The organism is Cobetia sp. BMC6, assembly GCF_029991385.1.
Taxonomy (GTDB): Bacteria; Pseudomonadota; Gammaproteobacteria; order Pseudomonadales; family Halomonadaceae; genus Cobetia.
Genome location: NZ_JAKUMF010000010.1, coordinates 40,641 through 61,011, shown reverse-complemented (window position 1 = coordinate 61,011; position 20,371 = coordinate 40,641). Strand labels below are relative to the sequence as shown.

Sequence of the window (20,371 nt, the reverse complement as noted above, 5' to 3'; positions counted from 1 at the left end):
CGGCCTCAGGCACGCTCGGCATGCCCACGAAGGCCTGCGATGCCCAGACACAGGCCGCCCCAGATCAGCGCCTGGGCCGGTAGCAGCCAGTCGGCGAGGGCCACATTGGCGAGCTGCGCCCCACCGTAATAGGACAGCGGCGCACTGATGGCGCCGCCAGCCGCCGCCAGCCAGGGCCGCTGCCACAACCAGCGCAGCGCATGATGGATCGTGCAGGCGAACAGCGGCCACAGACACCACAACCAGACAGGCAGTGGCAGCCAGTGCGCCCAACCAGGCGTGTCCGAGGTGATGGTGTATCCGCCGGCCAGTGACAGGCTGCCATCCACTACCATCCCCAGCGCCACGAAGGCGGCCAGCCAGCGCAGCTCGCGCAGGCGCTCACTCGTCGGCACGATCAGCCATAGATGCACGGCCAGTATCAGCGGCGTAGCCAACAGGGCGACCGTCGAGCCACCCAGCACACAGCAGAACCAACCGAGCTGAAAGAGACCGGCATTGAGCAGTGCTCCAAGGCGCTCGGACAGCATGTTCAGGCGTCCCAATCCTGGAGCCCCGCCTGTACCGGGCGCGCTCCCGGCCCCCCCAGCAACAGCTGGCAGGTGCCGATGGTGCGCTCGCGGAAGCCCCCCTCGCAGTACGCCAGGTAGTAACGCCACATGCGCACGAAGCGCTCGTCGTAGCCCAGCGCATAGACCTCCCCGAGATGCGCCTCGAAGCGCTGCCCCCAGGCCTTGAGCGTGGCGGCGTAGTGCAGGCCGATATCCTCGAGCTGCAGCAGGTTCAGCTGGGTGTCCTGCTGCATGGCGGTGAGGATCGCCGCATGGGACGGCAGGAAGCCGCCGGGGAAGATGTAACGCTTGATGAAGTCCATCTCGCGGCTTGCGGCCACGAAGCGCTGATCGCGAATCGTGATGGCCTGCAGCGCGATCAGGCCTTCCGGCTCGAGCAGGCGCTCGAGGGTCTTCAGGTAGGTCGACAGATACTGATGGCCGACCGCCTCGATCATCTCCACCGAGACGATACGATCGAAGCGACCTTCCAGTTCCCGGTAGTCTTCCTTGAGCAGCGTGATGCGATCCTCCAGCCCTTCCGCAGCGATACGCGCCTTGGTATAGGCGTGTTGCTCATCGGAGATGGTCGTGGTGGTCACGCGGCATCCGCGTGTTCTTGCGGCATGGATCGCCAGCCCGCCCCAGCCGGTGCCGATCTCCAGCAGGTGATGCTGTGGCCCCAGTTCCAGCAGGTTGAACAGCTTCTCCAGCTTGTGGGTAGAGGCCGCTTCCAGACTGGCCTCGGGATAGGGGAACACCGCCGCGGAATACATGCGGTGCTCGCGGTCGAGGAACAGCTCGAAGAGGTCATTGCCGAGATCGTAATGCGCCGAGATGTTGCGCTTCGAACCCGCCAGCGTATTGCGCGCCAGCGCGTAGGCGACGCTCAGCGCCCACTTGGACAGGCGCGACGTTCCGCTGTCCACCGAGTCATTGACCTGCTCGAGGTTGTAGGCGAACAGGCGCACGAGTCCGACCAGATCATCCGTCTCCCACTGGCCATCCATGTAGGCCTCCGCCGCCGCGACAGTGCCACCCAGCGCCATGCGCCGCCACGCGCGTGAGTCATGGATACGCAGCGTGACGTTGCGCGCGCCGCCCTTGCCCAGCACGTGGCGCTCTCGACCTTCCAGCACCGTCAGGCTGCCACCCTCGAGCTTGTCGAGCATGCGCAGCAGGCGTGGCCGCAGCAGCCGCGTCAGGCGGTCCGCCGGTGCCTGGGTCGTGGCCAGAGTGGGGGGAGCGGGTTCGAATTGGCTCATGATGAGTTCCTCATGATGAAGACGGCGAGCGCGGATGGTCGAAGATCGGCACGCGCTTGAGCGCCAGACGCAGCGCCTCGAAATGAATGCCCGCGACCGTCTTGAGCGTCATCCACGGGAAGCGCAGCAGCAGGCGATGAAAGGCGCGCGGGGTAGCCGGTTCCAGGTGCAGGCTCAGGCTGGCATCGAACAGCGAATGCTGCGCTATCCGTGCCGTATCCCCGGTGAGGGGATGGTTTTCCATGTGCAGCAACAGCTCGTCCGCGCTGGGATCGTTGAAGCGCCAGTGATAGCGCATGCCCATCGGCATGAAGGGCGAGACATGCATGCGTTTGTCGAACTGCGCTGCCTGCATGCGTCGCTGTGGATCAGTACGGGCGGCATACAGCACGCGCTCTCCCCAGGGAATATTGGTGACCTCACCGAGCACTGCGCCCAGCTGGCCTGAGGCGTGATAGAGGTAATAGAGGCGAATCGGGTTGAAGCCGATCCCGAAGTGGCGCAGCTGGGTCAGCAGAAAGATGCGCCCCTGCGGCAATGGCGCGTGATCGCCATTGCGGGCAAGCTCGCGCTGACAGGCGGCGCGCACCCGGTCCTCTAGTGGGCCATCGACAATGTCGTGGACCGCGGCCGGCAGATGGTCACTGTCACGAAAGGCCAGTGGCGCGGCGTGACTGGCGCTCACCAGACGCTTGCCGGCCATCAGTGCCGGCAACTCATCCAGTGCCAGCCATGCCATGGCGACGCGATAGCGAAAGGCATGCTGGCGCGGCGCATGGCGGCGATGGCGCAGCGTGCCATAGCCGATGCGACTGGCGGGCGCCTTCAATCGTCTGCCTCGCGAGCACCCAGTGCCTCGGCGACCCGCAGCGCGCTCCATACGCCATCCTCGTGGAATCCATTGCGCCACCAGGCACCGCAGAAATGGGTGCGCCCCACTGGGCCGTCCGCCTTGGCTTGCGCGCCGGAAATCTGCGCGAAGCGCGCCTTGGCGTCCTCGGCGGCCAGCGTGAAGCGCGGGTGGTCATAGGCGTAACGGCCCAGTACCCGAGCGGGATCGATCGCGTCGCTGTCATTGAGCGTGATGCAGAAGGTCTCGCGGGGCGGGTGCTCGCGCTCATCAAGGCGTTGCAGGATGTTCATGTCGTAGGTGACGCTGGCCCGCTGGGCGTCGTCGCGCCCATCGAGGCGGTAGTTCCAGCTCGCCCAGGCCGCCTTGCGCCTGGGCAGCAGCGAGGTATCGGTATGCATCACCACCTCATTGCGCTGAGTCGTGATCGCCCCCAGCACCGCTCGCTCCTGCTCGCTGGCATCACCGAGCAGAGCCAGTGCCTGTGGCGCATGACACGCCATCACCACCTGGTCGAAGCGTTCACGGCGGCCATCGGCATGCTCAAGTGTCACCCCGTTGGCGTCTCGCAGGACACGACTGATCTTGCTGTTGAGGCGAATGCGCTCTGCGTAACCCTCGGTCAGCGGCGCGATGTAGGTGCGTGAGCCACCGACCAGCGTGAACCATTGTGGACGATCATTGACCGACAGCAGGCCGTGATGGCGGAAGAAGCGCACGAAGAACAGCAGCGGGAATTGCGCGATATCCGCGATGCTGGCAGACCAGATCGCCGCGCCCATCGGCAGCAGGTAATGCTCACGGAAGACCTGTGAGTAGCCATTGGCATCCAGGTAGCTGCCCAGGGTCGCGCCCTCGGCGAGCTTGCCGTTGTCCAGATCGGCGGCAGCCTGCTTGTTGAAGCGCAGGATGTCGCGCAACAGGCGATAGAAGCGCGGGCGCAACAGGTTGCGCTTCTGGGCGAACAGCGACAGCAGGGTGTGGCCGTTGTACTCGAAGTCCTCGGCGGTGGTGTGCACCGAGAAGCTCATCTCGGTGGGCTGGTAAGCCACGTCGAGGCGTTCCAGCAGACGCTGGAAATGCGGATAGGTGCGGTCGTTGAAGACGATGAAGCCGGTGTCGATGGCCCAGTCGCTGCCATCGGCGCACTGCACATCCATGGTGGCGGTGTGGCCGCCCAGGCGCTCGGCTGACTCGAAGACATGCACTTCATGCTTGCGACTCAGGTAATAGGCCGCTGACATGCCGCTGATGCCGCTGCCGATGACGGCAATGCGCTGGCGGGGTGGAGGCGCTGTCGCGTAGGTCGTTGTCGTGTTCATGCCACTCCAGAAGTAGAACGCACCATGTCGTCATGAGCAGAACTGTTGCCGGCCTATCGGCCTGGGCAGGTCTCGTCGGGCTTGCCTGCCGCGTACTCAGTCGCGGGTCATGCGTAGTCCGATGCTGCGTCGCAAGATGGCGGGCAGGATGCCCAGCAACTTGACCAGCAGCGTGAAGCGTCTCGGGAAATGGATATCGAGCCGATGACGCGCGAGTCCCGTCACGATCGCCTCGACCGCCTGATCGACAGTGACCTGCATCGGCATCGGGAAGTCATTGCGCTCGGTCAGCGGTGTCTTGACGAAGCCGGGGTGAATCACGCTGACATCGATGCCCTGGTTGTCGAGGTCCAGTCGTAGCGACTCCAGGAAGTAGCTCACTGCGGCCTTGGAGGCGCCATACGCCTCGGCTCGAGGCAACGGCAGATAGGCCGAAGCACTGGAGACCGCTGCCAGCTGCGGTCGCTCACCGTCGTCTGCCGCTGCCATGCGCAGCAGCGGCAGGGCGCTTTCGATCACATCCACGGCGGCCTGGAAATTGGTCGCGAATACGCGGTGGACCAGATCTGCCTCGAATTCCCGTGTATCCAGATATTCGCAGGTGCCAGCGTTGAGCAGTGCAAGGTCGAGTCCACCAAAGCGGGCCTCTATCTGGCTGGCCGCCGCGCGGATGGCCTCACGGTCGGTGAGGTCGAGCGTCACGACCAGCGCTTCCCCGGGGCCTTGCTCGGCATCGGCTGCGATGGCCTCCAGCTTGTCGGCGGAGCGGGCGCTGAGGGCGACCCGGTGGCCATCCGCCAGCAGCCGGCGCGCCAGTCCTTCGCCGATGCCGGAGCTGGCGCCGGTCAGCCAGATACGTTTGCGAGCCTTTGCGGATGTCGATGTGGTGCTCGAATCATGACTGGCCATTTCCCCTCCTTGGCGTAAGTGTGTCTGGTGTGCCTGTCTGCGTCTTCAGCCTGTGTCTGGCCGGTAGAGCCTTGCTGGCACTGACTCAGAGAACGCCGGGTGTGTCCGTATGGATGTCGCCAGGGCTCAACCCTCTGCTGCTCAGTCCATGCGCCGTTTCAGCAGGCCGATCACGCTGCGCAGGACGGGCACCTGCTCGTAGAGCAGCTCGCCGGCATCGAAGAAGTCACGGTGCTGGATGACTTTCCCGTCTCGGAACTCGAGGCGCGAGGCACCCTGCACGCTGATGTCCTTGCCCCCGTTCAGACGGGGATGGCGATAGGTCATCGTCCAGCTGAGCCAGGCAAGTCCCTGTTCATTGCCTTCATCCGCAGGGCCGGCGGCTTGCGCAGGTATCGGCCCCAGCGGGTGATGAAAGACGAAGTCGATGGCGGCGACATTCATGTACAACCCTGAGAAATAGGCGTTGAGTGCCGTCAGGCCGCGGACTTCATGCAGGGGGTCGCGAAAGACGATATCGTCACTGTAGACTGATTTGAGCAGTTCTGTAGAGGTTTTGTCCAGCTTTTCGTAAAGACGACATACCCGAGTCAGGGCTGGGCTCATCTCGTCGGGTAGCGATTGCATGGCAATGCTCCTGAGGGGGAGGTATACAAGAGCGGCCTGCTGGAGATCAGCAGGCCGCTTGAGGGGTCATTCGCTTTTTGACAGCGCCTTGAAGGTATCCAGCGCCCGCTGGCGGGCGGCCTTGTGGTCGACGATCGGTCGTGGGTAGCCCGTCCGTTGACAGTCATCCGCACTGGGCTGGTGGCGCCGCTTGGCCGGCAGCTCGGCCAGCTCCGGCACCATGCTCGCGATGAACTCGCCGTCCTTGTCGAAGCGTTGCCCCTGGGTGGTCGGGTTGAAGATGCGGAAATAGGGCGCGGCATCGGTGCCGGTGGAGGCCGCCCATTGCCAGCCACCATTGTTGGCGCCCAGCTCACCATCGACGAGATGGGTCATGAAGAAGGCCTCGCCACGCCGCCAGTCGATCAGCAGATGCTTGGTGAGGAACATCGCCGTCACCATGCGCAGGCGATTGTGCATCCAGCCGGTCTGCACCAGCTGACGCATGGCGGCATCGACGATGGGGTAGCCGGTGCGGCCCTCGCACCAGGCGGCGAAGCCTTCGTCATCCTCGCGCCACTGCAGGGCCTCGGTATGGCGCTGGAAGGGACGGTGGCGATTGACGCGCGGGAAGCCGACCAGGATGTGCTGGTAGAACTCACGCCAGATCAGCTCGTTGACCCAGCTGGTCAGGCCGACATTGCCATCGGCGAGGCTGCCATTCTCTGCCAGCACGGCGGCGTAGCATTGGCGAGCCGAGATCATGCCCAGCGCCAGATAGGGCGACAGCTCGCTGGTGCCCCGGGTGGCGGGGATATCGCGCAGCTCGTGGTAGCGGCGCGCGCGGAAGGTAAGGAAGCGTTCCAGACGCTCCTGTGCGGCCTCTTCGCCGGCCGGCCACAGCTCGGCGTCCAGCGCTGTCGTCGGTTCGCCCTTGAGTGTCTCGGGCAGTGGCGGGATGGCGTCGCCGTGGATCTCGCGCCCCATGGCATCGCGGGGCGTGGCTTGCACTTCAGGCGCCTCATTCAGCGCCAGACGTCGGGAATCGACTTCCTTGTGCCAGCGCTTGGAGAAGGGCGTGAAGACGCCGTAGTAATCGCCCTTGCCTGTCAGCAGCTCGCCGGGCGTGAAGGCCAGCATGTCGGTGTAGCGATGCAGGCGGACGTCGCTCTCGGCCAGGCGCTCGCGCACGAGCCTGTCGCGCTCACGCTCATTGACGGCATATTCGTCATTGAAGTGCAGGGCCCGGACGCCCAGCTGATCGCACAGTGCGGCCAGCGCCTCGGGCACCTTGGCGAAGGTGTCGCAGTCGAGCACCTTGAGCGGGATGTGATAGCCAGCGAGTGCCTGTTGCAGGACATGCAGGCCGCGGCGCATGAAGTCGAGCTTGTTGGCGCCGTGACCGTGCTCGACCCACTGCGCCAGGCAGGGGGCGACGACGGCCACGACCGGGCCGCGTGCGGCGGCCTGCGAGAGAGCCGTGTTGTCATGTACGCGCAGGTCACTGCGCAGCCAGACCAGCTGCAGGGGAGCCCCCGCTGGCGCGGAGGCGGAGGAAGAGGTGGATGGTGAGTCAGATGACATCGGGGCTCCTTGGCGATCGGTGAAACCAATGCCGAGCAGGAGCCTGCGTTCAACGTGCCATCAAGGACCTCAGGCGAGCGACCGCCTGAATCGGGTCGGCCCCCAGGCCTTCGATGGGCCCGTCTACCAGCTCCTGCTGGCGAATCTGAGCGACCGGGCCAGCGATGGCCAGCGGCACGCTCAATTGTTCTGCGACCCGCGGCAACTGACGGCGCATGACATCCGAGCGCTCTGCCTGGGTGCCGACCAGTACCACGGCCTGTGCCTGCAGGCGCTCTGCGGCCAGCGGCAGCTCCGCCAGCGGCAGTGGGCCATCCAGCAGACTGACGTGATAGCCGGCGTCGCTGGCGACCAGTGCGAACAGCAGCAGCCAGCTAAGGCCCGGTTCTTCCGGCAGGCGCGTCAGCGTGATGTGCGGGGCGTGACGCTCCTGATTGGCAAACACCAGCCGGGCACCGATGCGCGAACGCAGGAAGCTCTCGAAGAAGCACTGGGCCAGGCGGGTGCCGAAGGTGGCGGTACCGCGCTCCTCGAGCTGTTCGAGCAGCGGACGCCACAGGCGCTCGACCACGCTGCTGACCGGGTACAGTGCCAGACTCTGGTTGTACAGCTCGGCCAGACGCGCCTCGTCCTGGGCATCGATGGCGGCCAATGCCAGCTGCTGCTGGCCGCTCCAGCTGCCTTCGTCCGGCATCGGCGTGCTTTCCGGCTGCGGCTGGTCGAGAAGCTCGCGTACCTGGCTGACAGGTACTCCGCGGTTGAGCCATTGCAGGATGTGTTCGATCCGCTCGATGTCCTCGCGGGCATACAGGCGATGCCCCTTGGGCGTACGGCGGGGCTCGATCAGTCCGTAGCGGCGTTCCCAGGCTCTCAACGTGACCGAATTGACGCCGGTCAGGCGAGAGACTTCGCGGATCGGAAACAGCGGCGAACTGGCAGTTTCCGTGGCCTTGTCAGTCATGAATGGTGTTACCTCTGGCGGTGACGAGGCATCCCGGGTGAAGCACAGGTGAGGACGACACACAGGGTAAAGTTGAAGTGTCGTCACATGGGGCGCTGTGGGATACCGGCAATGCATCTTGTGCACTAGCTGTACATGTGGGCATCAGGATGGCGCAGCCGCCAGAGCCTGACAAGAGGCAAGCTGCGCCGCATCCTCGGTGCGCATGTTTTGAAGGTGCATCACAGCGCCTTCGACGCAGGAGGTCCCGTCATGAAATTGGCCATCTAGGCGTTGTCCTGTTGCTCCACAATCTGGATCAAGGCCTCGACAAAGGCCGGATGTGCTCCCACCGGGTCAAGCAGGCTGATGGGGCAGTCGGGGTGCTGGCGCTGCGATTCTTCCAGCATGGCGGGCACGTCTTCACGCAGATGACGGCCGGCCGCGAAGAACAGCGGCAGGATGTCGATACGCGCGGCACCGTCTGCCGCCAGGGCATCGATGGTGTCGGTCAGCAGCGGGTCGCACAGTTCCATATAGGCCAGGCGCGTCGGACGCTTGAGGCGGGAAGCCAGTGTGGCTTCCAGTGCCTCGAAGGGCTCGCGCCAGCGCGGGTCACGTGACCCATGGGCCAATAGAATCAAGGCGTTGTCGTGATCTGTGGACGTAGTCATGCAGCTATCCTGTGGGCGATGAGGGGTCGCGGCAGCGTATCAGCTGTCGGCGAGGGTGTTGAGCAGCTGTTCGGCTACCTCGTGCCCTGACAGCCAGGCGTCCTCGACTCGCGGGCCACGCAGGGCGTCTCCGGCCAGCCATAGCCCGGACGCCCCTTGGCCGCAGACATTGTGGGCTTGGGCGTTCTGGTCATCGCCATTCCGGCCGGCTGCCGCTGAGGTCTGCGGCAGTGTCTGGGTCGGATGGGCGTAACGCCAGCGATGCGCCGCGAGGGTGACCTTGCCCCGGCTCCAGCCCGGCGCCAGCTCGCAGATCTCGGGCAGTGTCTCGAAGGCCTTCCACAGCAAGGTCGCGACCTCCTGTGGCGACTTCTCCAGGTTCGCCCGGCTCCAGCCAGCGGTCGCCAGCAGGCTCAGGGTCTCCTTGGCATGTGACGGTGTCTGGCGGCCGGGGCGCGAATGCTGGCGCATCACGCAGCGCAGGGGGCCATCATCACCGCGGCTGACCAGCAACCCTTGCCAGTCATCGTCGCCCCCCAGCGCGGGAAGCGGCGTCTCCAGAGTGGCCATCAGTGTCCAGGTCGGTGCCATCTCCACTCGGGCCAGCGCCTCACTCAGTGCCGGGGCAAGCGAGTTCTCGCAGAGCGCCACCCCCTGGGTGTCGGTGCCGGCCGTGCTCAGCAGGGCACGTGCCTGCGGCGCCGGCGCGCTGATCACCACGTGATCGAAGGGGCCGTGCTGATCACCGTCGCTGTCCTCGAGCCGCCAGCGCTTGTCTGATGCCGTGCCATCGTCCGCGATCAGGCGCGTGATGCGCGTCTCGCTGTGCAGGCTGGCGTGGGCCGGCAGCTGTTCGCTGAGGTGGCGGCTCAGGGCGCTCATGCGCGGACTGGCCACGTAGCGGGTGGAATCATCGCGCAGCCGCTGCCATTGGCTCTCGTCAGACGCCGGCTTGCCGAGGCTCAACAGTCTCTCACCCCAAGTTGCGACGACGCCTGCGGCCCGCCACTGCTCGAGCGCGGACTGGAAGCGTGGATCACGCGCCGTGAAGTATTGCGCGCCGATGTCGATGGGGCCTTCGCTAGTGCGGCGACTGGCCAGGCGTCCGCCGGGGCCGCGCGCCTTCTCGAATAGCGTTACCGCATGGCCCTGCGCGGTCAGTCGGGTGGCGGCAGACAATCCGGCGATACCGGCACCGATGATGGCGATGGACGATACTGGCATCTGGAGGCGACTCCTGCGCGGGCGGTGTTCAGGGGGGACGGGTCGTCATGTGACCCGACAGCAGATACGCTAAAGTTAACTTCTTGCGCATAATTGTACAATATAAGTATAGATTCATGGCGAAAGTCGGCACACTCGATGCTTCATCGCCGAGGAGGGCAACATGCGAATATTGATAACAGGTGCAACGGGGTTCGTCGGCCTGGCGCTGTGTCAGTCACTGGCCGCTGCGGGCCACTCGCTGGCGGTCGTATCGCGCCGCCCGGAGCGTGCTGAGCGCCAGTTTGCCGACCTGGGGCTGACGGTGGTCGCGGCGGATTCGTCACTGGCCTTCAAGGATTGGCAGCCCGAGGGCATCGTCAATCTGGCGGGGGAGTCGATAGCCGGGCGGCGCTGGAGCGAGGATCACAAGCGTGAGCTGCGCCGTTCGCGGCTGGAGACCACCGAGCATCTGGTGATGCTGTGTCAGCAGCTGGCTGCCGAAGGCCATCCGCCGCAGGTGATGGTGTCCGGTTCGGCGATGGGCTATTACGGTGCACAGCCCAAGGCGGGCGAGCCGGGCGATGTCGAGATAGATGAACAGGCGACGCCCCACGATGATTTCAATCACCGCCTGTGTCGCGACTGGGAGGCGGCCGCCATGCCCGTCACCGAATACGGCGTGCGACTGGCCATCATCCGCACTGGCCTGGTGATGGAGGCCGATGGTGGCACACTGGCCAAGCTGCTGACGCCCTTCAAGCTCGGGCTCGGGGGGCGGCTGGGCGATGGACGCCATTACATGCCGTGGATCCACCGCCACGACATGATTCGCATCATCGAGCGCCTGCTGGCGGATGACAGCCTCAGCGGCGCCTTCAATGCCAGCGCGCCGCACCCGGTCACCAATATGGGCTTCACCCACGCTCTGGCCCGGAGTCTGGGGCGTCCGGCGATCCTGCCGCTGCCGGCCAAGGCGCTTGAACTGGGGCTGGGGGAAATGAGCACCCTGTTGCTGGAGGGCGCCCGCATGGTGCCGGCGCGTCTGCTGGCTGCCGGCTTCACCTTCGATTACCCGACCCTCGACGTGGCCTTCGCCGATATCCTGTCACGCAAGTGAGCCTTGGCAGGAAGGCGATGCTAGAAGGGCAGTGGCGCTTCCAGCACCAGTGGTAGGGCATCGCTGTCGCTGGCTGGCGGAATCACCAGGCGTGCCGCATGCAGCAACAGGCGCGGGCTGGCATTGAGTGCCGCTCCGCGCGCATAGAAGCCATCGCCGATGATCGGATGACCGAGCGCCAGCATGTGCAGGCGCAGCTGGTGTGAACGGCCGGTATGTGGCGTCAGCGAAACACGGCTGGCGGCGAGGGGCTGCGACGTACCATCCGGGCGCTGGCCCGCGAGCGTCAGATGCTGCTCGACCCGATAATGCGTCAGTGCCGACTTGCCATGCGTGAAGTCAACGATCTGACGCGGGCGGCGTGGCCAGTCACAGCGCAGCGGCAGGGCGATGCTGCCCTCGGCGGGCGTGAGATGACCTGCCACCACGGCCACATAGCGTTTCTCGATGGTGCGTGACTGGAAGAGCCGCGACAGCCGCCGCTGGCCCTCGACATTGCGCGCCACCAGCAGCACACCGGACGTCGCCACATCCAGGCGATGCACGGCGCGCGTATCCTCGCTCAGCTGGCACAGGCGCGAATGGACACTGTCGAAGCGCGAGGGATCACGCCCCGGCACCGAGGGCAGCTCGGCCGGCTTGTCGATGGCCCACCAGTCATCGCCTGCCGCCAGCAGCGACAGCCCCACCCTTGCGACACGCTCGCCTTCCTCGGCCAGGCGCTCTCCTTGCCAACCTTGCCCTGACGCTGCCTCGCCGCTCTCTGGATATGATCTCGCCATGGGGGTGCTCTGTAGTAATGAAACGAAAGGATGAAACGAAAGGGGTGCAACGCAAGTGGTGAAGCGTAAGTGATGAGCCGTGAGTCGTGACGCGCAAGCGATGGCATCGTCGCGGCCGCTGGGCGATCTGGCAAGTCCAGCGGGCCATTGTCGCTGGCGCATACGGCAAAACGCCCCGCCTGCCGATGGCAGGTGGGGCGTTTCAGGTTCATCACTGACGACTGCGGTCAGCTCAACGCTCGTGGGCATCCACGGTGACGATGACGCGCACGCTGTCCAGACGCAGACGGGTGGTCTCGATGGCACTGTCCAGCGCGGCACGCTCCTGGCGCAGTGCTTCGAGCTCTTCCTCGCGCACGGCCGGGTTGTGGCTGGCCAGGGCTTCCAGGCGCGCCAGTTCGGCACTGAGCTGCTCACGCATCTGCTGCTGGGCCTGCTCGACGATGGTCGGCAGTTCGCGTTCGGCTTCCTGCTCGGCATCGCTCATCAGCTTGCGCAGCGTGGCGTGGCTCTGCTTGATCAGGTCGCGCGCGACCGCCTTCTTGACCGGCTTGAGGTTCTTGGCCAGACCGCCGAAGGACACCTTGTCGGACAGGTTGCTGCCGGTTTCATCCAGCAGCACGCGGATGGCGGTCGGCGGCAGGAAGCGGCCAAGACGCAGGCCGCGCGGCGCGGTGGACTGGGTGCGGAACACCACTTCCGTCATCAGGCGGCCACCGGGAATCGCCGGGTGCTTGAGCAGCGCCAGCGCGGTGTTGCCCATCGAGCCGTCCAGGATGCGGACCAGCATCTCGCGCACCAGCGGGTGCTCCCACGACAGGTGCTGCACGTCTTCGCGTGACAGCGCGGTGGCGCGGTCACTGGTGACGCTGAAGCCTTCCTCGCCCTTCACCAGTCCCGGCAGGCCGTCGAGCATGTGCGGGCCCGGCGCCAGATAGGTGATGCCGTCGCCGAGGTCCCGGCTCTCGATGCCGAAGATGTCGAAGGCGCGCTCCAGATAGCCGGGCAATGCCTTGTCATTGTCCAGCGTCTCGATGGCGGCGATGACTTCCTCGGCGCGCTCGTGACGGCAGGCATTGAGTTCCAGCAGGCGGTTGCGGCCGGACTGACGTTCTTCCTGCAGGGTATCGAAGCGCTCGCGGGTCTGCTCGATGATGCTGTCGATCTCTTCGCTGTCGAGCAGGGCTTCTTCCAGCTCGTCGCCGAACTGGGCGTAGAGCTCGCTGCCGATGCCGTGCGGCGCGCTGAAGGCGTCCATGCCGTCACGGTACCAGCGCAGCAGCTGGGCGCCCGGTGAGCCTTCGAAGACCGGCACGTGGATCTCGATCGGGAACTGCTGGCCGATGCGATCCAGGCGCCCGATGCGCTGTTCGAGCTGGTCCGGGTGCACCGGCAGGTCGAACATCACCAGGTGGTGGCAGAACTGGAAGTTGCGACCTTCCGAGCCGATTTCCGAGCACACCAGCAGCTGCACGCCTTCCTCTTCGGAGGCGAAGGCCGCGGCGGCACGGTCGCGCTCGACCAGGCTCATGCCCTCATGGAAGACCGGCGCATGCACGCCGCCCAGCACGCGCAGGCCTTCGGACAGCTCACGCGCGGTATCGGCGGTATGGCAGATCACCAGCGCCTTCTCGTTGCCGAGGTCAGTCAGGGTTTCCAGCAGCCACATGACGCGCGGGTCGATCTGCCACCAGGGTTCCGCGTTCATGCGGTCATCGGGCAAGGCGCGATACATCTCGTCGAGGAACAGCACCACCTCGGGGTGGTTCATGCCGGTCTCGATCAGCAGGTCATCGAGGTAGTCCTCGTCACGCTCCAGCTTGCGCACCACGCGACGGTAGGAGGAGGGCAGTTCCAGTTCATGGACGTGCAGGCGACGCTCGGGGAAGCCGGCGACATGGGTGCGCGAGTTGCGGAACATCACGCGGCCGGTGCCGTGGCGATCGAGCAGCTGATCACGCAGCTGACGACGCGCGCTGTCGCGCTGGGCATCGTCGGCATCACTGGCCATCAGGGTGTCGAGCAGGGCGCGGCTGTCGCTGTCATCCAGCACGCTGGCGAGGCTGTCGAGGCCGGACTGATCGGCGGGCAGCGCTTCCAGGGCGTCGATGGCGCTGGCGACGGCCACATAGCCCTGTTCCTCGGCCTTGAAGCGCTCGATGTCGTGATAGCGCTCCGGGTCGAGCAGGCGCAGGCGCGCGAAGTGGCTCTCTAGCCCCATCTGCTCCGGCGTGGCGGTCAGCAGCAGCACCCCGGCGGTCTGGCGAGCGAGGGATTCGACACAGGCGTAACCCGGGCCCACCTTGTCTTCGCTCCAGTCGAGGTGGTGGGCCTCATCGACGATCAGCATGTCCCAGTCGCAGGCGGCAGCCTGGACCTGACGCGACGGGTTGGCGAACAGCCAGTCCTGGCTGGCCAGAATGATCTGGTTGCCTTCGAAGGGGTTGCGCGTGCCGTAGGCCTTGCACTGCTCTTCGTCGAGCAGCGAGACATCCAGCGCGAAGCGGCGCAGCATCTCGACCAGCCACTGGTGGGTCAGGCTGGCGGGCACCAGGATCAGCGCACGGCTGGCGCGGCCGCTGAGCAGCAGGCGGTGCAGGATCAGGCCGGCTTCGATGGTCTTGCCGAGGCCGACTTCATCGGCCAGCAGTACGCGCGGCGCGTGACGGCGCGAGACTTCATCGGCGATGTAGAGCTGGTGCGGCACCAGATCGACCTTGGGACCGGACAGGCCCAGCGCCGGGCTCTGCTCGACACGATGGAAGTGGCGCAGGGTGCGGTAGCGCAGGTCGAACCAGTCATTGCGGTCGACCTGGCCGGTCAGCAGACGGTCACGCGCCTGATTGAACTGCATCTTGTCGTTCAGGCGCGCTTCGGGAAGCTCGATGAGCTCGCCGGCATGCTCGCCGCTGCGCTCACAGATGTAGACGATCTGGCCGCGCACTTCCTTGAAGTCATCGACGATCAGCCATTCGCCATCGTCGGACTGGATGCGGTCGCCATTGCCGAAGGCCACCCGGGTAAGGGGCGCTTCGCGTAGACTGTAGGTGCGGGTTTCTTCGCTGGCGGCAAAGAGCACGGTGACGGTACGGAAGTCGACATTGAGGATGGTGCCAAGGCCGAGATCAGCCTCGCCGTCACTGATCCAGCGCTGACCGGGAATGAAGTCGCTCATGAAGCCTCGGGGTAGGACAAAGACGGGAATCGGGAATACAGGGGCGCGGTATCTTACCGGATCAGACGCCGTGGCTTAAGCGCCTTTTCTTGTGGCGAGCGTCTTTGTCGCACCAAGCGAGGCCACCGGCGTGTCGTCCTATGGCTGTGACGCCGGTAGCAGGGCGTCCAGCTGAGCGCGGCTCAGTTCGCCGATATGACGCTCGATCAGCTGTCCGTCGCCATCGAAGACCAGTGTCGCGGGCAGGCCCTGCGCCTCGGCCAGCGCCATCAGCTGCATGGCGGGGTCGAGCAGCGCGTACTCGAGCGTCAGCTGTTCGCTTTTCAGAAAGCGGGTCACCGCCAGCGCCTGCTCGCCCTGATTGGCCAGTACCACGGTGACGCCGGGTCTCCGATCGGCCTCTGCCAGCAGTGGCATCTCGCGGCGGCAGGGCGGGCACCAGGTGGCCCACAGATTGACGATCACTCGCTCGTTCTGGATGTCATTCAGCGCGACGGGGCGCCGATCCAGATGATGGAGGGTGATGGCAGGCATCGCGTCGAGGGCGGAGTCGTTGCCCAGCGGGTCGAGCTGCTTGAGGCCGAGGAAGGCGGTCAGGCCGAGGGTCAGGCTGCCCAGCGCGATGACCTGGCGAATCGTGCCATGCCGGCGCAGCAGCCACAGGCTGGCCAGGGTCGCGGCCAGCATGCCGCCGAACAGGTGATAGCCCGGTTGCCACAGCTTGAGGATATCCAGCGGTGCCTGCTGATAACTTGCCCAGTGCAGCGCGACATGAGTGAGGCGCGCACCGATCACCCAGCTGACCAGCATGCGATTGAACCAGCGCGAGGGGCTCAGCGGCGGTGAATCGTGAGCGGGCGCGGTCGTACCCCTGGCGTGCATGCGTGCCAGCAGACGAATCAGCAGCGAGAACTCGATCAGCATCACCAGGGCTGCCACGAAGGCATAGAGGCGTTCGACGGAAATCAGGGCAGGGCCCAGGGCGATGGCATCCATGCGGTTATCCTCTGGCGGTGTCCGGGAGAGCGTTCAGGGCAGCAATACCTGTCGGCCTGTATGTGGCAAGCGCTTGGAAAACGCTCGGCAGGCGCTGCAGGCGCGAGGCTCGAGTATGCGATAATCGATGGACTTCGACATCCACGCCCCGCGCGCTGAGCATTGCTCCGCCGCCGAGGACGCTCCAAGGATATCCCCATGCTGTCACATCATTATGACCGTAGCCGTGCCATCGCCGTTGCCAGTCAGGCCAGCGGCCTGATCGCCATCGTCGCGCTGGAGACCTGGCTTGGCGATGCCGCCCGCCTCTGGCAGGGGCTGGTATTCGCCCTGATGCTGGCCTTCGGACTCGGCCTTGCCCTGCGCAGTTACTACCTCAAGCAAAAGGCCCGCCGCGACCGTGAACGTGCTGGTCGCGAGCGGGCCCGCAAGGCGAGTGACAGCTGGATGTCCGACTGACTCGCCGCTCGATATGGCTCAGTGCGCGCTATGAATCAGTCACCCTGCAGGCGGTAGCCGTCGCGCTCCATGCAGTATCTCAACAGTGTGTGCATGGGGCATCCTGAGGCGTAGCGCGTCGGGGGGGGGCGTCGCAGGCGCGAGCAAGCAGAAGGAGGCTGGTGAGGCAGGAAAAACCTTCCAGCATCAAAAAAGCCGCTGATCAATGATCAGCGGCTTTTTCATATGTCTGGTCGGAGTAGCAGGATTCGAACCTACGACCTCTGCCTCCCGAAGGCAGCGCTCTACCAAGCTGAGCTATACTCCGATGCGTCGTGAGCTTGTCTCGACGGAGGTGAATTATACGCAGGCAGCTTTGCTTTGCAAGCCCTTGAGGCCAAAAAGTTTTATCTGAGTCTCAAGGGACAATTCGGCTGTCGAGAAGCGCGCTTCCATTCACCTCATCCTGCTGGCGCTTCTCGCCACGTTGACGGCGGTCTTCTCCTGCCATGATCGACTGACCGATGACCTGCCAGGCAGGCCATCGTCTTGCGCATATCAGGCCTGGCGGCCGACACTCAACAGCGCGATGCGCTCGAGGCTGTCGCGGAATTCGCTCTCCGGCAGCGCCTTGAGCTCGTTCAGGGCGTTGTCGGCCATCTCCTGGGCACGGCTGCGGGTATAGTCGAGACCGCCCGTGAGGCGTACCACTTCCAGTACCTCGTCGAGCTGCTCCAACCCACCTTTCTCGATGGCGCCGCGCACCAGGCTGGCCTGAGCCGGACTTCCGACCTGCATGGCGCGAATCAACGGCAGGGTCGGCTTGCCTTCGGCCAGGTCATCACCGACGTTCTTGCCCATGGTCTCGGCATCGCCCTGATAGTCGAGCAGATCATCGATCAGCTGGAAGGCGAGGCCCAGGTAGCGGCCATAGTTCTGCAGCGCGCTGACCTGTGCCGGCGTGACAGTGTCGTCGGTTTCCCTGGCCAGAATCGCGCCGGCATGGGCGGCCGCCTCGAACAGCATGGCAGTCTTGCCGTGGATGGTCTCGAAGTAGGCGGCTTCATCAATGTCGGCGTTGCCGATATTGGTCAGCTGCAGGACTTCGCCCTCGGCGATGGTGCAGGTGGCGGCGGAGAGTATCGCCATCACGTCCATCGAGCCGACTTCGACCATCATCTGGAAGGAGCGCGAATAGAGGAAGTCACCGACCAGCACCGAAGGCGCATTGCCCCAGGTGTCATTGGCGGTGGAACGGCCGCGCCGCAGGCTGGATTCATCCACGACATCATCGTGCAGCAGGGTCGAGGTGTGCATGAACTCGATCAGCGCGGCCAGATGAACGTGTTTCTCGCCTTGATAGCCCAGCGCGCGGGCTGCCAGCAGCACCAGCACCGGGCGCAGGCGTTTGCCACCACTCTGGATGATGTACTGACCGATGGTCTGGACCAGCGGCACGCGCGACTCGAGCTGCGCGAGGATGGTGCGGTCGACGGCGGCGAAGTCATCTGCCACTGCCGCGTGAAGGGTCGATGCGTCGGCTTGCATGAGATCGTCGTGCCCGTAGCGAGAGGTGAGGCCGCCGTGGCGTGCCGTTTGGCGGTAATGCTATGGGGCACCCCTATGGCCGTCAAGGCGTGCACCCGCGCAAGGACGCTGGCTGGCGGCCGATTGGTCGCGTAAACCTTGACATTGCTTGTCGGTCGCGGCACGTGGCGCTATAATACGCGGCCGTGACTCATCCCGCTCCCTGTCAGATGGCTCCAGAAGGGGCGCCACTCGCAGCAGGCCACCCAAGAGCACACCCTTGATGAGTTCGATGGAGAGAATCATGTACGCAGTTATCAAGAGCGGTGGCAAGCAGTACCGCGTTCAGGAAGGCCAGACCCTGAAGCTCGAGAAGCTTGAAGTCGCGACTGGCGAAGCTATCCAGTTTGACGAAGTCCTGATGGTCGCTGAAGGCGACGACATCAAGGTCGGCGCTCCGCTGGTTGAAGGTGCCAAGGTTTCTGCCGAGGTCGTGTCTCACGGCCGTGGCGACAAGGTCACCATCATCAAGTTCCGTCGCCGGAAGCACTCCATGCGTCGTGCGGGCCACCGTCAGTGGTTCACCGAAGTCAAGATCACTGGTATCTCTGCTTAATTGCAGCGCTACCCACCATAGGAGAATTATCCAATGGCACATAAGAAGGCGGCGGGCTCTACCCGCAACGGTCGCGATTCTGAATCCAAGCGCCTTGGTGTGAAGCTGTTCGGTGGCCAAGCGGCTATCGCCGGCAACATCATCGTGCGTCAGCGCGGCACCCGTTTCCACGCTGGTACTGGCGTCGGCATCGGCAAGGACCACACTCTCTTCGCTCTGGCCGACGGCCACGTGAAGTTCGAGACCAAGGGTCCGAAGAACCGCAAGTTCGTCAGCATCGTTTCTGCCTGAAACGTCTGACAGCTTACGCAGACTGGACGATGCCCCGGTATCGTGGGACGGTCTGCAAGGAAGCCCCGCTCAGGCGGGGCTTTTTTGTCGCATGACGGCCCGGGTCGTCGTCAGGAGAGAGCAGCATGCAGTTCCTTGATGAAGCGTCGATCATTGTAGAGGCCGGACGTGGCGGCAATGGTTGCCTGAGTTTTCGCCGTGAAAAATACGTGCCGCGCGGTGGTCCCGATGGGGGCGACGGTGGGCACGGCGGCAGTGTGTATCTGATCGGGGATGACTCGCTCAATACCCTGATCGACTTCAAGTTCCAGCGCTACTACCAGGCAGAGAGCGGCGATGCCGGTCAAGGCCGCCAGATGGCAGGCAAGGCGGGTGAGGACCTGATCGTCAAGGTGCCGGTCGGCACCACCGTGATCGACGAGGAAACCCTCGAGATCATCGGTGACGTGACGGAAATCGGCCAGCTGGTACTGGTTGCGCAGGGTGGACGTCGTGGGCTGGGCAACATCCACTTCAAGTCTTCCACCAACCGCGCGCCGCGTCAGACTTCCAAGGGGACCTGGGGCGAGCGCCGCAACCTGCGTCTCGAGATGAAGGTGATGGCGGACGTCGGTCTGCTCGGCATGCCGAATGCCGGCAAGTCGACGCTGATCCGAGCCGTCTCCGCCGCCAAGCCCAAGGTCGCCAACTACCCGTTCACCACCCTGGTGCCGAACCTCGGTGTCGTGAAGATCGGTAGCCACCAGCACTTCGTGATGGCCGATATTCCCGGTCTGATCGAAGGCGCGGCGGATGGTGCCGGCCTGGGACTGCGTTTCCTCAAGCACCTGACGCGTACGCGCCTGCTGCTGCACGTGGTGGATATCGCCCCCTTCGACGAGAGCGATCCGGTGCATGCGGTCGAGGCGATCCTCAAGGAGCTGGAGAACTTCTCCTCGGCACTGACGGAGCTGCCGCGCTGGCTGGTGATCAACAAGGTCGATCTGCTGGCGGAAGAGGATCGTGACGCGATGGTCAAGGACCTCGTCCAGCGTCTGGGCTGGGAAGGCGAGCTGTTCGTCGTCTCCGCGGCCAGCGGTATCGGCACCCAGGAGCTGGTGCAGGCCGCACACCGCTGGCTGGGCGAGCAACGCCTGCAGCTGGCGGAAGATCCGGAAGCTGCCGAGGCACATGCCGCCCTGCTGGCGCGCATGGAGAACGAGTCGCTGGAGCGCGCTGAAGAGCGCCTGACACGTCGCAAGCGCAAGAAGGATGACGAAGAAGAGGACGATGACGACTTCAATGACGACGATTACGACGTCGAAGTCGAATACGCGCCCTGAGGTCTCAGTTTGTCCGGTGGCTGTCCTGCGCGGTAGCCACTGAGTGACGAGCGACCCGCTGCGCGATTCACGCCCCGCCCCGAACCTCATGGTCTCGCGGCGGGGCGTTTTCGTTGTCGGGGCCGGCGAGGAGTGATGACAGCGGGCTGGCGGGAGCAGACAATGGCAAGCAGGGAGGCAGGGCCTGCCGGCGAGGGATT

At 64.9% G+C, this 20,371-nt stretch carries 19 protein-coding genes and 1 tRNA gene; 5 read left to right on the top strand and 15 right to left on the bottom strand.

The window, feature by feature from the left end; genetic code table 11:
• Positions 1-5: 5 nt before the first annotated feature.
• The 10 genes from MKZ40_RS14855 to MKZ40_RS14810 all read right to left on the bottom strand — a co-directional run bounded on the left by MKZ40_RS14855 (position 6) and on the right by MKZ40_RS14810 (position 9,925).
• Positions 6-530 (bottom strand): DUF2878 domain-containing protein, encoded by a 525-nt coding sequence (locus tag MKZ40_RS14855; protein ID WP_175090316.1) that lies wholly within the window; start codon positions 528-530, stop codon positions 6-8.
• A gap of 2 nt (positions 531-532) precedes the next feature.
• Positions 533-1,816, bottom strand: a complete 1,284-nt coding sequence (locus tag MKZ40_RS14850) for a cyclopropane-fatty-acyl-phospholipid synthase family protein (protein ID WP_175090317.1) — start codon at positions 1,814-1,816, stop codon at positions 533-535.
• A 10-nt stretch (positions 1,817-1,826) separates the two neighbouring features.
• Positions 1,827-2,645: a DUF1365 domain-containing protein gene (locus MKZ40_RS14845; RefSeq protein WP_254627167.1), complete on the bottom strand. Its 819-nt coding sequence runs from the start codon at positions 2,643-2,645 to the stop codon at positions 1,827-1,829.
• A complete protein-coding gene (locus MKZ40_RS14840) occupies positions 2,642-3,988 on the bottom strand; it encodes an FAD-dependent oxidoreductase (RefSeq protein ID WP_175090319.1) in 1,347 nt (448 codons plus the stop codon). Before MKZ40_RS14840 ends, MKZ40_RS14845 begins: the two co-directional genes overlap by 4 nt.
• A gap of 96 nt (positions 3,989-4,084) precedes the next feature.
• A complete protein-coding gene (locus tag MKZ40_RS14835) occupies positions 4,085-4,897 on the bottom strand; it encodes an SDR family NAD(P)-dependent oxidoreductase (RefSeq protein ID WP_175090320.1) in 813 nt (270 codons plus the stop codon).
• A gap of 141 nt (positions 4,898-5,038) precedes the next feature.
• Positions 5,039-5,524: a nuclear transport factor 2 family protein gene (locus tag MKZ40_RS14830; protein WP_254627168.1), complete on the bottom strand. Its 486-nt coding sequence runs from the start codon at positions 5,522-5,524 to the stop codon at positions 5,039-5,041.
• 66 nt (positions 5,525-5,590) lie between these two features.
• Positions 5,591-7,087 carry a deoxyribodipyrimidine photo-lyase gene (gene phrB, locus MKZ40_RS14825; RefSeq protein WP_175090321.1) on the bottom strand — a complete coding sequence of 499 codons (1,497 nt, stop codon included), beginning with the start codon at positions 7,085-7,087 and terminating at the stop codon, positions 5,591-5,593.
• A gap of 49 nt (positions 7,088-7,136) precedes the next feature.
• Positions 7,137-8,048 carry a MerR family transcriptional regulator gene (locus MKZ40_RS14820; protein ID WP_175090322.1) on the bottom strand — a complete coding sequence of 304 codons (912 nt, stop codon included), beginning with the start codon at positions 8,046-8,048 and terminating at the stop codon, positions 7,137-7,139.
• Between the two features lie 266 nt (positions 8,049-8,314).
• Complete coding sequence (locus MKZ40_RS14815) at positions 8,315-8,701, bottom strand: CbiX/SirB N-terminal domain-containing protein (protein ID WP_175090323.1); 387 nt, start codon at positions 8,699-8,701, stop codon at positions 8,315-8,317.
• A 39-nt stretch (positions 8,702-8,740) separates the two neighbouring features.
• On the bottom strand, positions 8,741-9,925 hold the full coding sequence (locus MKZ40_RS14810; protein WP_175090324.1) for an FAD-dependent oxidoreductase: 1,185 nt from the start codon (positions 9,923-9,925) through the stop codon (positions 8,741-8,743).
• 163 nt (positions 9,926-10,088) lie between these two features.
• Here MKZ40_RS14810 and MKZ40_RS14805 point away from each other — a divergent pair, with 163 nt between their 5' ends.
• Positions 10,089-11,024, top strand: coding sequence for a TIGR01777 family oxidoreductase (locus MKZ40_RS14805; protein ID WP_175090325.1), 936 nt, complete (start codon positions 10,089-10,091; stop codon positions 11,022-11,024).
• Between the two features lie 20 nt (positions 11,025-11,044).
• Here MKZ40_RS14805 and MKZ40_RS14800 read toward each other — a convergent pair whose 3' ends face one another.
• The 3 genes from MKZ40_RS14800 to MKZ40_RS14790 form a co-directional block, all read right to left on the bottom strand.
• A complete protein-coding gene (locus MKZ40_RS14800) occupies positions 11,045-11,806 on the bottom strand; it encodes an RluA family pseudouridine synthase (RefSeq protein ID WP_175090326.1) in 762 nt (253 codons plus the stop codon).
• Between the two features lie 232 nt (positions 11,807-12,038).
• Positions 12,039-14,981, bottom strand: coding sequence for an RNA polymerase-associated protein RapA (rapA, locus tag MKZ40_RS14795; RefSeq protein ID WP_175090327.1), 2,943 nt, complete (start codon positions 14,979-14,981; stop codon positions 12,039-12,041).
• A 138-nt stretch (positions 14,982-15,119) separates the two neighbouring features.
• Positions 15,120-15,977 (bottom strand): TlpA disulfide reductase family protein, encoded by an 858-nt coding sequence (locus tag MKZ40_RS14790; protein WP_175090328.1) that lies wholly within the window; start codon positions 15,975-15,977, stop codon positions 15,120-15,122.
• 198 nt (positions 15,978-16,175) lie between these two features.
• On the opposite strand from MKZ40_RS14790, the gene MKZ40_RS14785 reads away from it, so the two are divergent.
• The gene (locus tag MKZ40_RS14785) at positions 16,176-16,436 is read left to right on the top strand and encodes a hypothetical protein (RefSeq protein ID WP_175090329.1); all 261 of its coding nucleotides are present in this window, start codon (positions 16,176-16,178) and stop codon (positions 16,434-16,436) included.
• A 230-nt stretch (positions 16,437-16,666) separates the two neighbouring features.
• Here the strand turns inward: MKZ40_RS14785 and MKZ40_RS14780 are convergent.
• Together MKZ40_RS14780 and ispB are read right to left on the bottom strand one after the other, a co-directional pair.
• Positions 16,667-16,743 (bottom strand) — tRNA-Pro (locus tag MKZ40_RS14780).
• Between the two features lie 230 nt (positions 16,744-16,973).
• Positions 16,974-17,963, bottom strand: a complete 990-nt coding sequence (gene ispB / locus MKZ40_RS14775; RefSeq protein WP_107335841.1) for an octaprenyl diphosphate synthase — start codon at positions 17,961-17,963, stop codon at positions 16,974-16,976.
• 283 nt (positions 17,964-18,246) lie between these two features.
• On the opposite strand from ispB, the gene rplU reads away from it, so the two are divergent.
• The 3 genes from rplU (at position 18,247) to cgtA (ending at position 20,171) form a co-directional block, all read left to right on the top strand.
• Positions 18,247-18,558 (top strand): 50S ribosomal protein L21, encoded by a 312-nt coding sequence (gene rplU / locus MKZ40_RS14770; protein ID WP_043335971.1) that lies wholly within the window; start codon positions 18,247-18,249, stop codon positions 18,556-18,558.
• 33 nt (positions 18,559-18,591) lie between these two features.
• Positions 18,592-18,849 carry a 50S ribosomal protein L27 gene (rpmA, locus tag MKZ40_RS14765; RefSeq protein WP_043335969.1) on the top strand — a complete coding sequence of 86 codons (258 nt, stop codon included), beginning with the start codon at positions 18,592-18,594 and terminating at the stop codon, positions 18,847-18,849.
• Between the two features lie 125 nt (positions 18,850-18,974).
• On the top strand, positions 18,975-20,171 hold the full coding sequence (cgtA, locus tag MKZ40_RS14760; RefSeq protein ID WP_175090330.1) for an Obg family GTPase CgtA: 1,197 nt from the start codon (positions 18,975-18,977) through the stop codon (positions 20,169-20,171).
• The last annotated feature ends 200 nt before the right edge of the window (positions 20,172-20,371 follow it).

Coding starts and splice junctions, on each gene's coding strand:
- MKZ40_RS14855 (WP_175090316.1), bottom strand. CDS start 530: ATGCTGTCCGAGCGCCTTGGAGCACTGCTCAATGCCGGTCTCTTTCAG.
- MKZ40_RS14850 (WP_175090317.1), bottom strand. CDS start 1,816: ATGAGCCAATTCGAACCCGCTCCCCCCACTCTGGCCACGACCCAGGCA.
- MKZ40_RS14840 (WP_175090319.1), bottom strand. CDS start 3,988: ATGAACACGACAACGACCTACGCGACAGCGCCTCCACCCCGCCAGCGC.
- MKZ40_RS14835 (WP_175090320.1), bottom strand. CDS start 4,897: ATGGCCAGTCATGATTCGAGCACCACATCGACATCCGCAAAGGCTCGC.
- MKZ40_RS14830 (WP_254627168.1), bottom strand. CDS start 5,524: ATGCAATCGCTACCCGACGAGATGAGCCCAGCCCTGACTCGGGTATGT.
- phrB (WP_175090321.1), bottom strand. CDS start 7,087: ATGTCATCTGACTCACCATCCACCTCTTCCTCCGCCTCCGCGCCAGCG.
- MKZ40_RS14820 (WP_175090322.1), bottom strand. CDS start 8,048: ATGACTGACAAGGCCACGGAAACTGCCAGTTCGCCGCTGTTTCCGATC.
- MKZ40_RS14815 (WP_175090323.1), bottom strand. CDS start 8,701: ATGACTACGTCCACAGATCACGACAACGCCTTGATTCTATTGGCCCAT.
- MKZ40_RS14810 (WP_175090324.1), bottom strand. CDS start 9,925: ATGCCAGTATCGTCCATCGCCATCATCGGTGCCGGTATCGCCGGATTG.
- MKZ40_RS14805 (WP_175090325.1), top strand. CDS start 10,089: ATGCGAATATTGATAACAGGTGCAACGGGGTTCGTCGGCCTGGCGCTG.
- MKZ40_RS14800 (WP_175090326.1), bottom strand. CDS start 11,806: ATGGCGAGATCATATCCAGAGAGCGGCGAGGCAGCGTCAGGGCAAGGT.
- rapA (WP_175090327.1), bottom strand. CDS start 14,981: ATGAGCGACTTCATTCCCGGTCAGCGCTGGATCAGTGACGGCGAGGCT.
- MKZ40_RS14790 (WP_175090328.1), bottom strand. CDS start 15,977: ATGGATGCCATCGCCCTGGGCCCTGCCCTGATTTCCGTCGAACGCCTC.
- MKZ40_RS14785 (WP_175090329.1), top strand. CDS start 16,176: ATGCTGTCACATCATTATGACCGTAGCCGTGCCATCGCCGTTGCCAGT.
- ispB (WP_107335841.1), bottom strand. CDS start 17,963: ATGCAAGCCGACGCATCGACCCTTCACGCGGCAGTGGCAGATGACTTC.
- rplU (WP_043335971.1), top strand. CDS start 18,247: ATGTACGCAGTTATCAAGAGCGGTGGCAAGCAGTACCGCGTTCAGGAA.
- rpmA (WP_043335969.1), top strand. CDS start 18,592: ATGGCACATAAGAAGGCGGCGGGCTCTACCCGCAACGGTCGCGATTCT.
- cgtA (WP_175090330.1), top strand. CDS start 18,975: ATGCAGTTCCTTGATGAAGCGTCGATCATTGTAGAGGCCGGACGTGGC.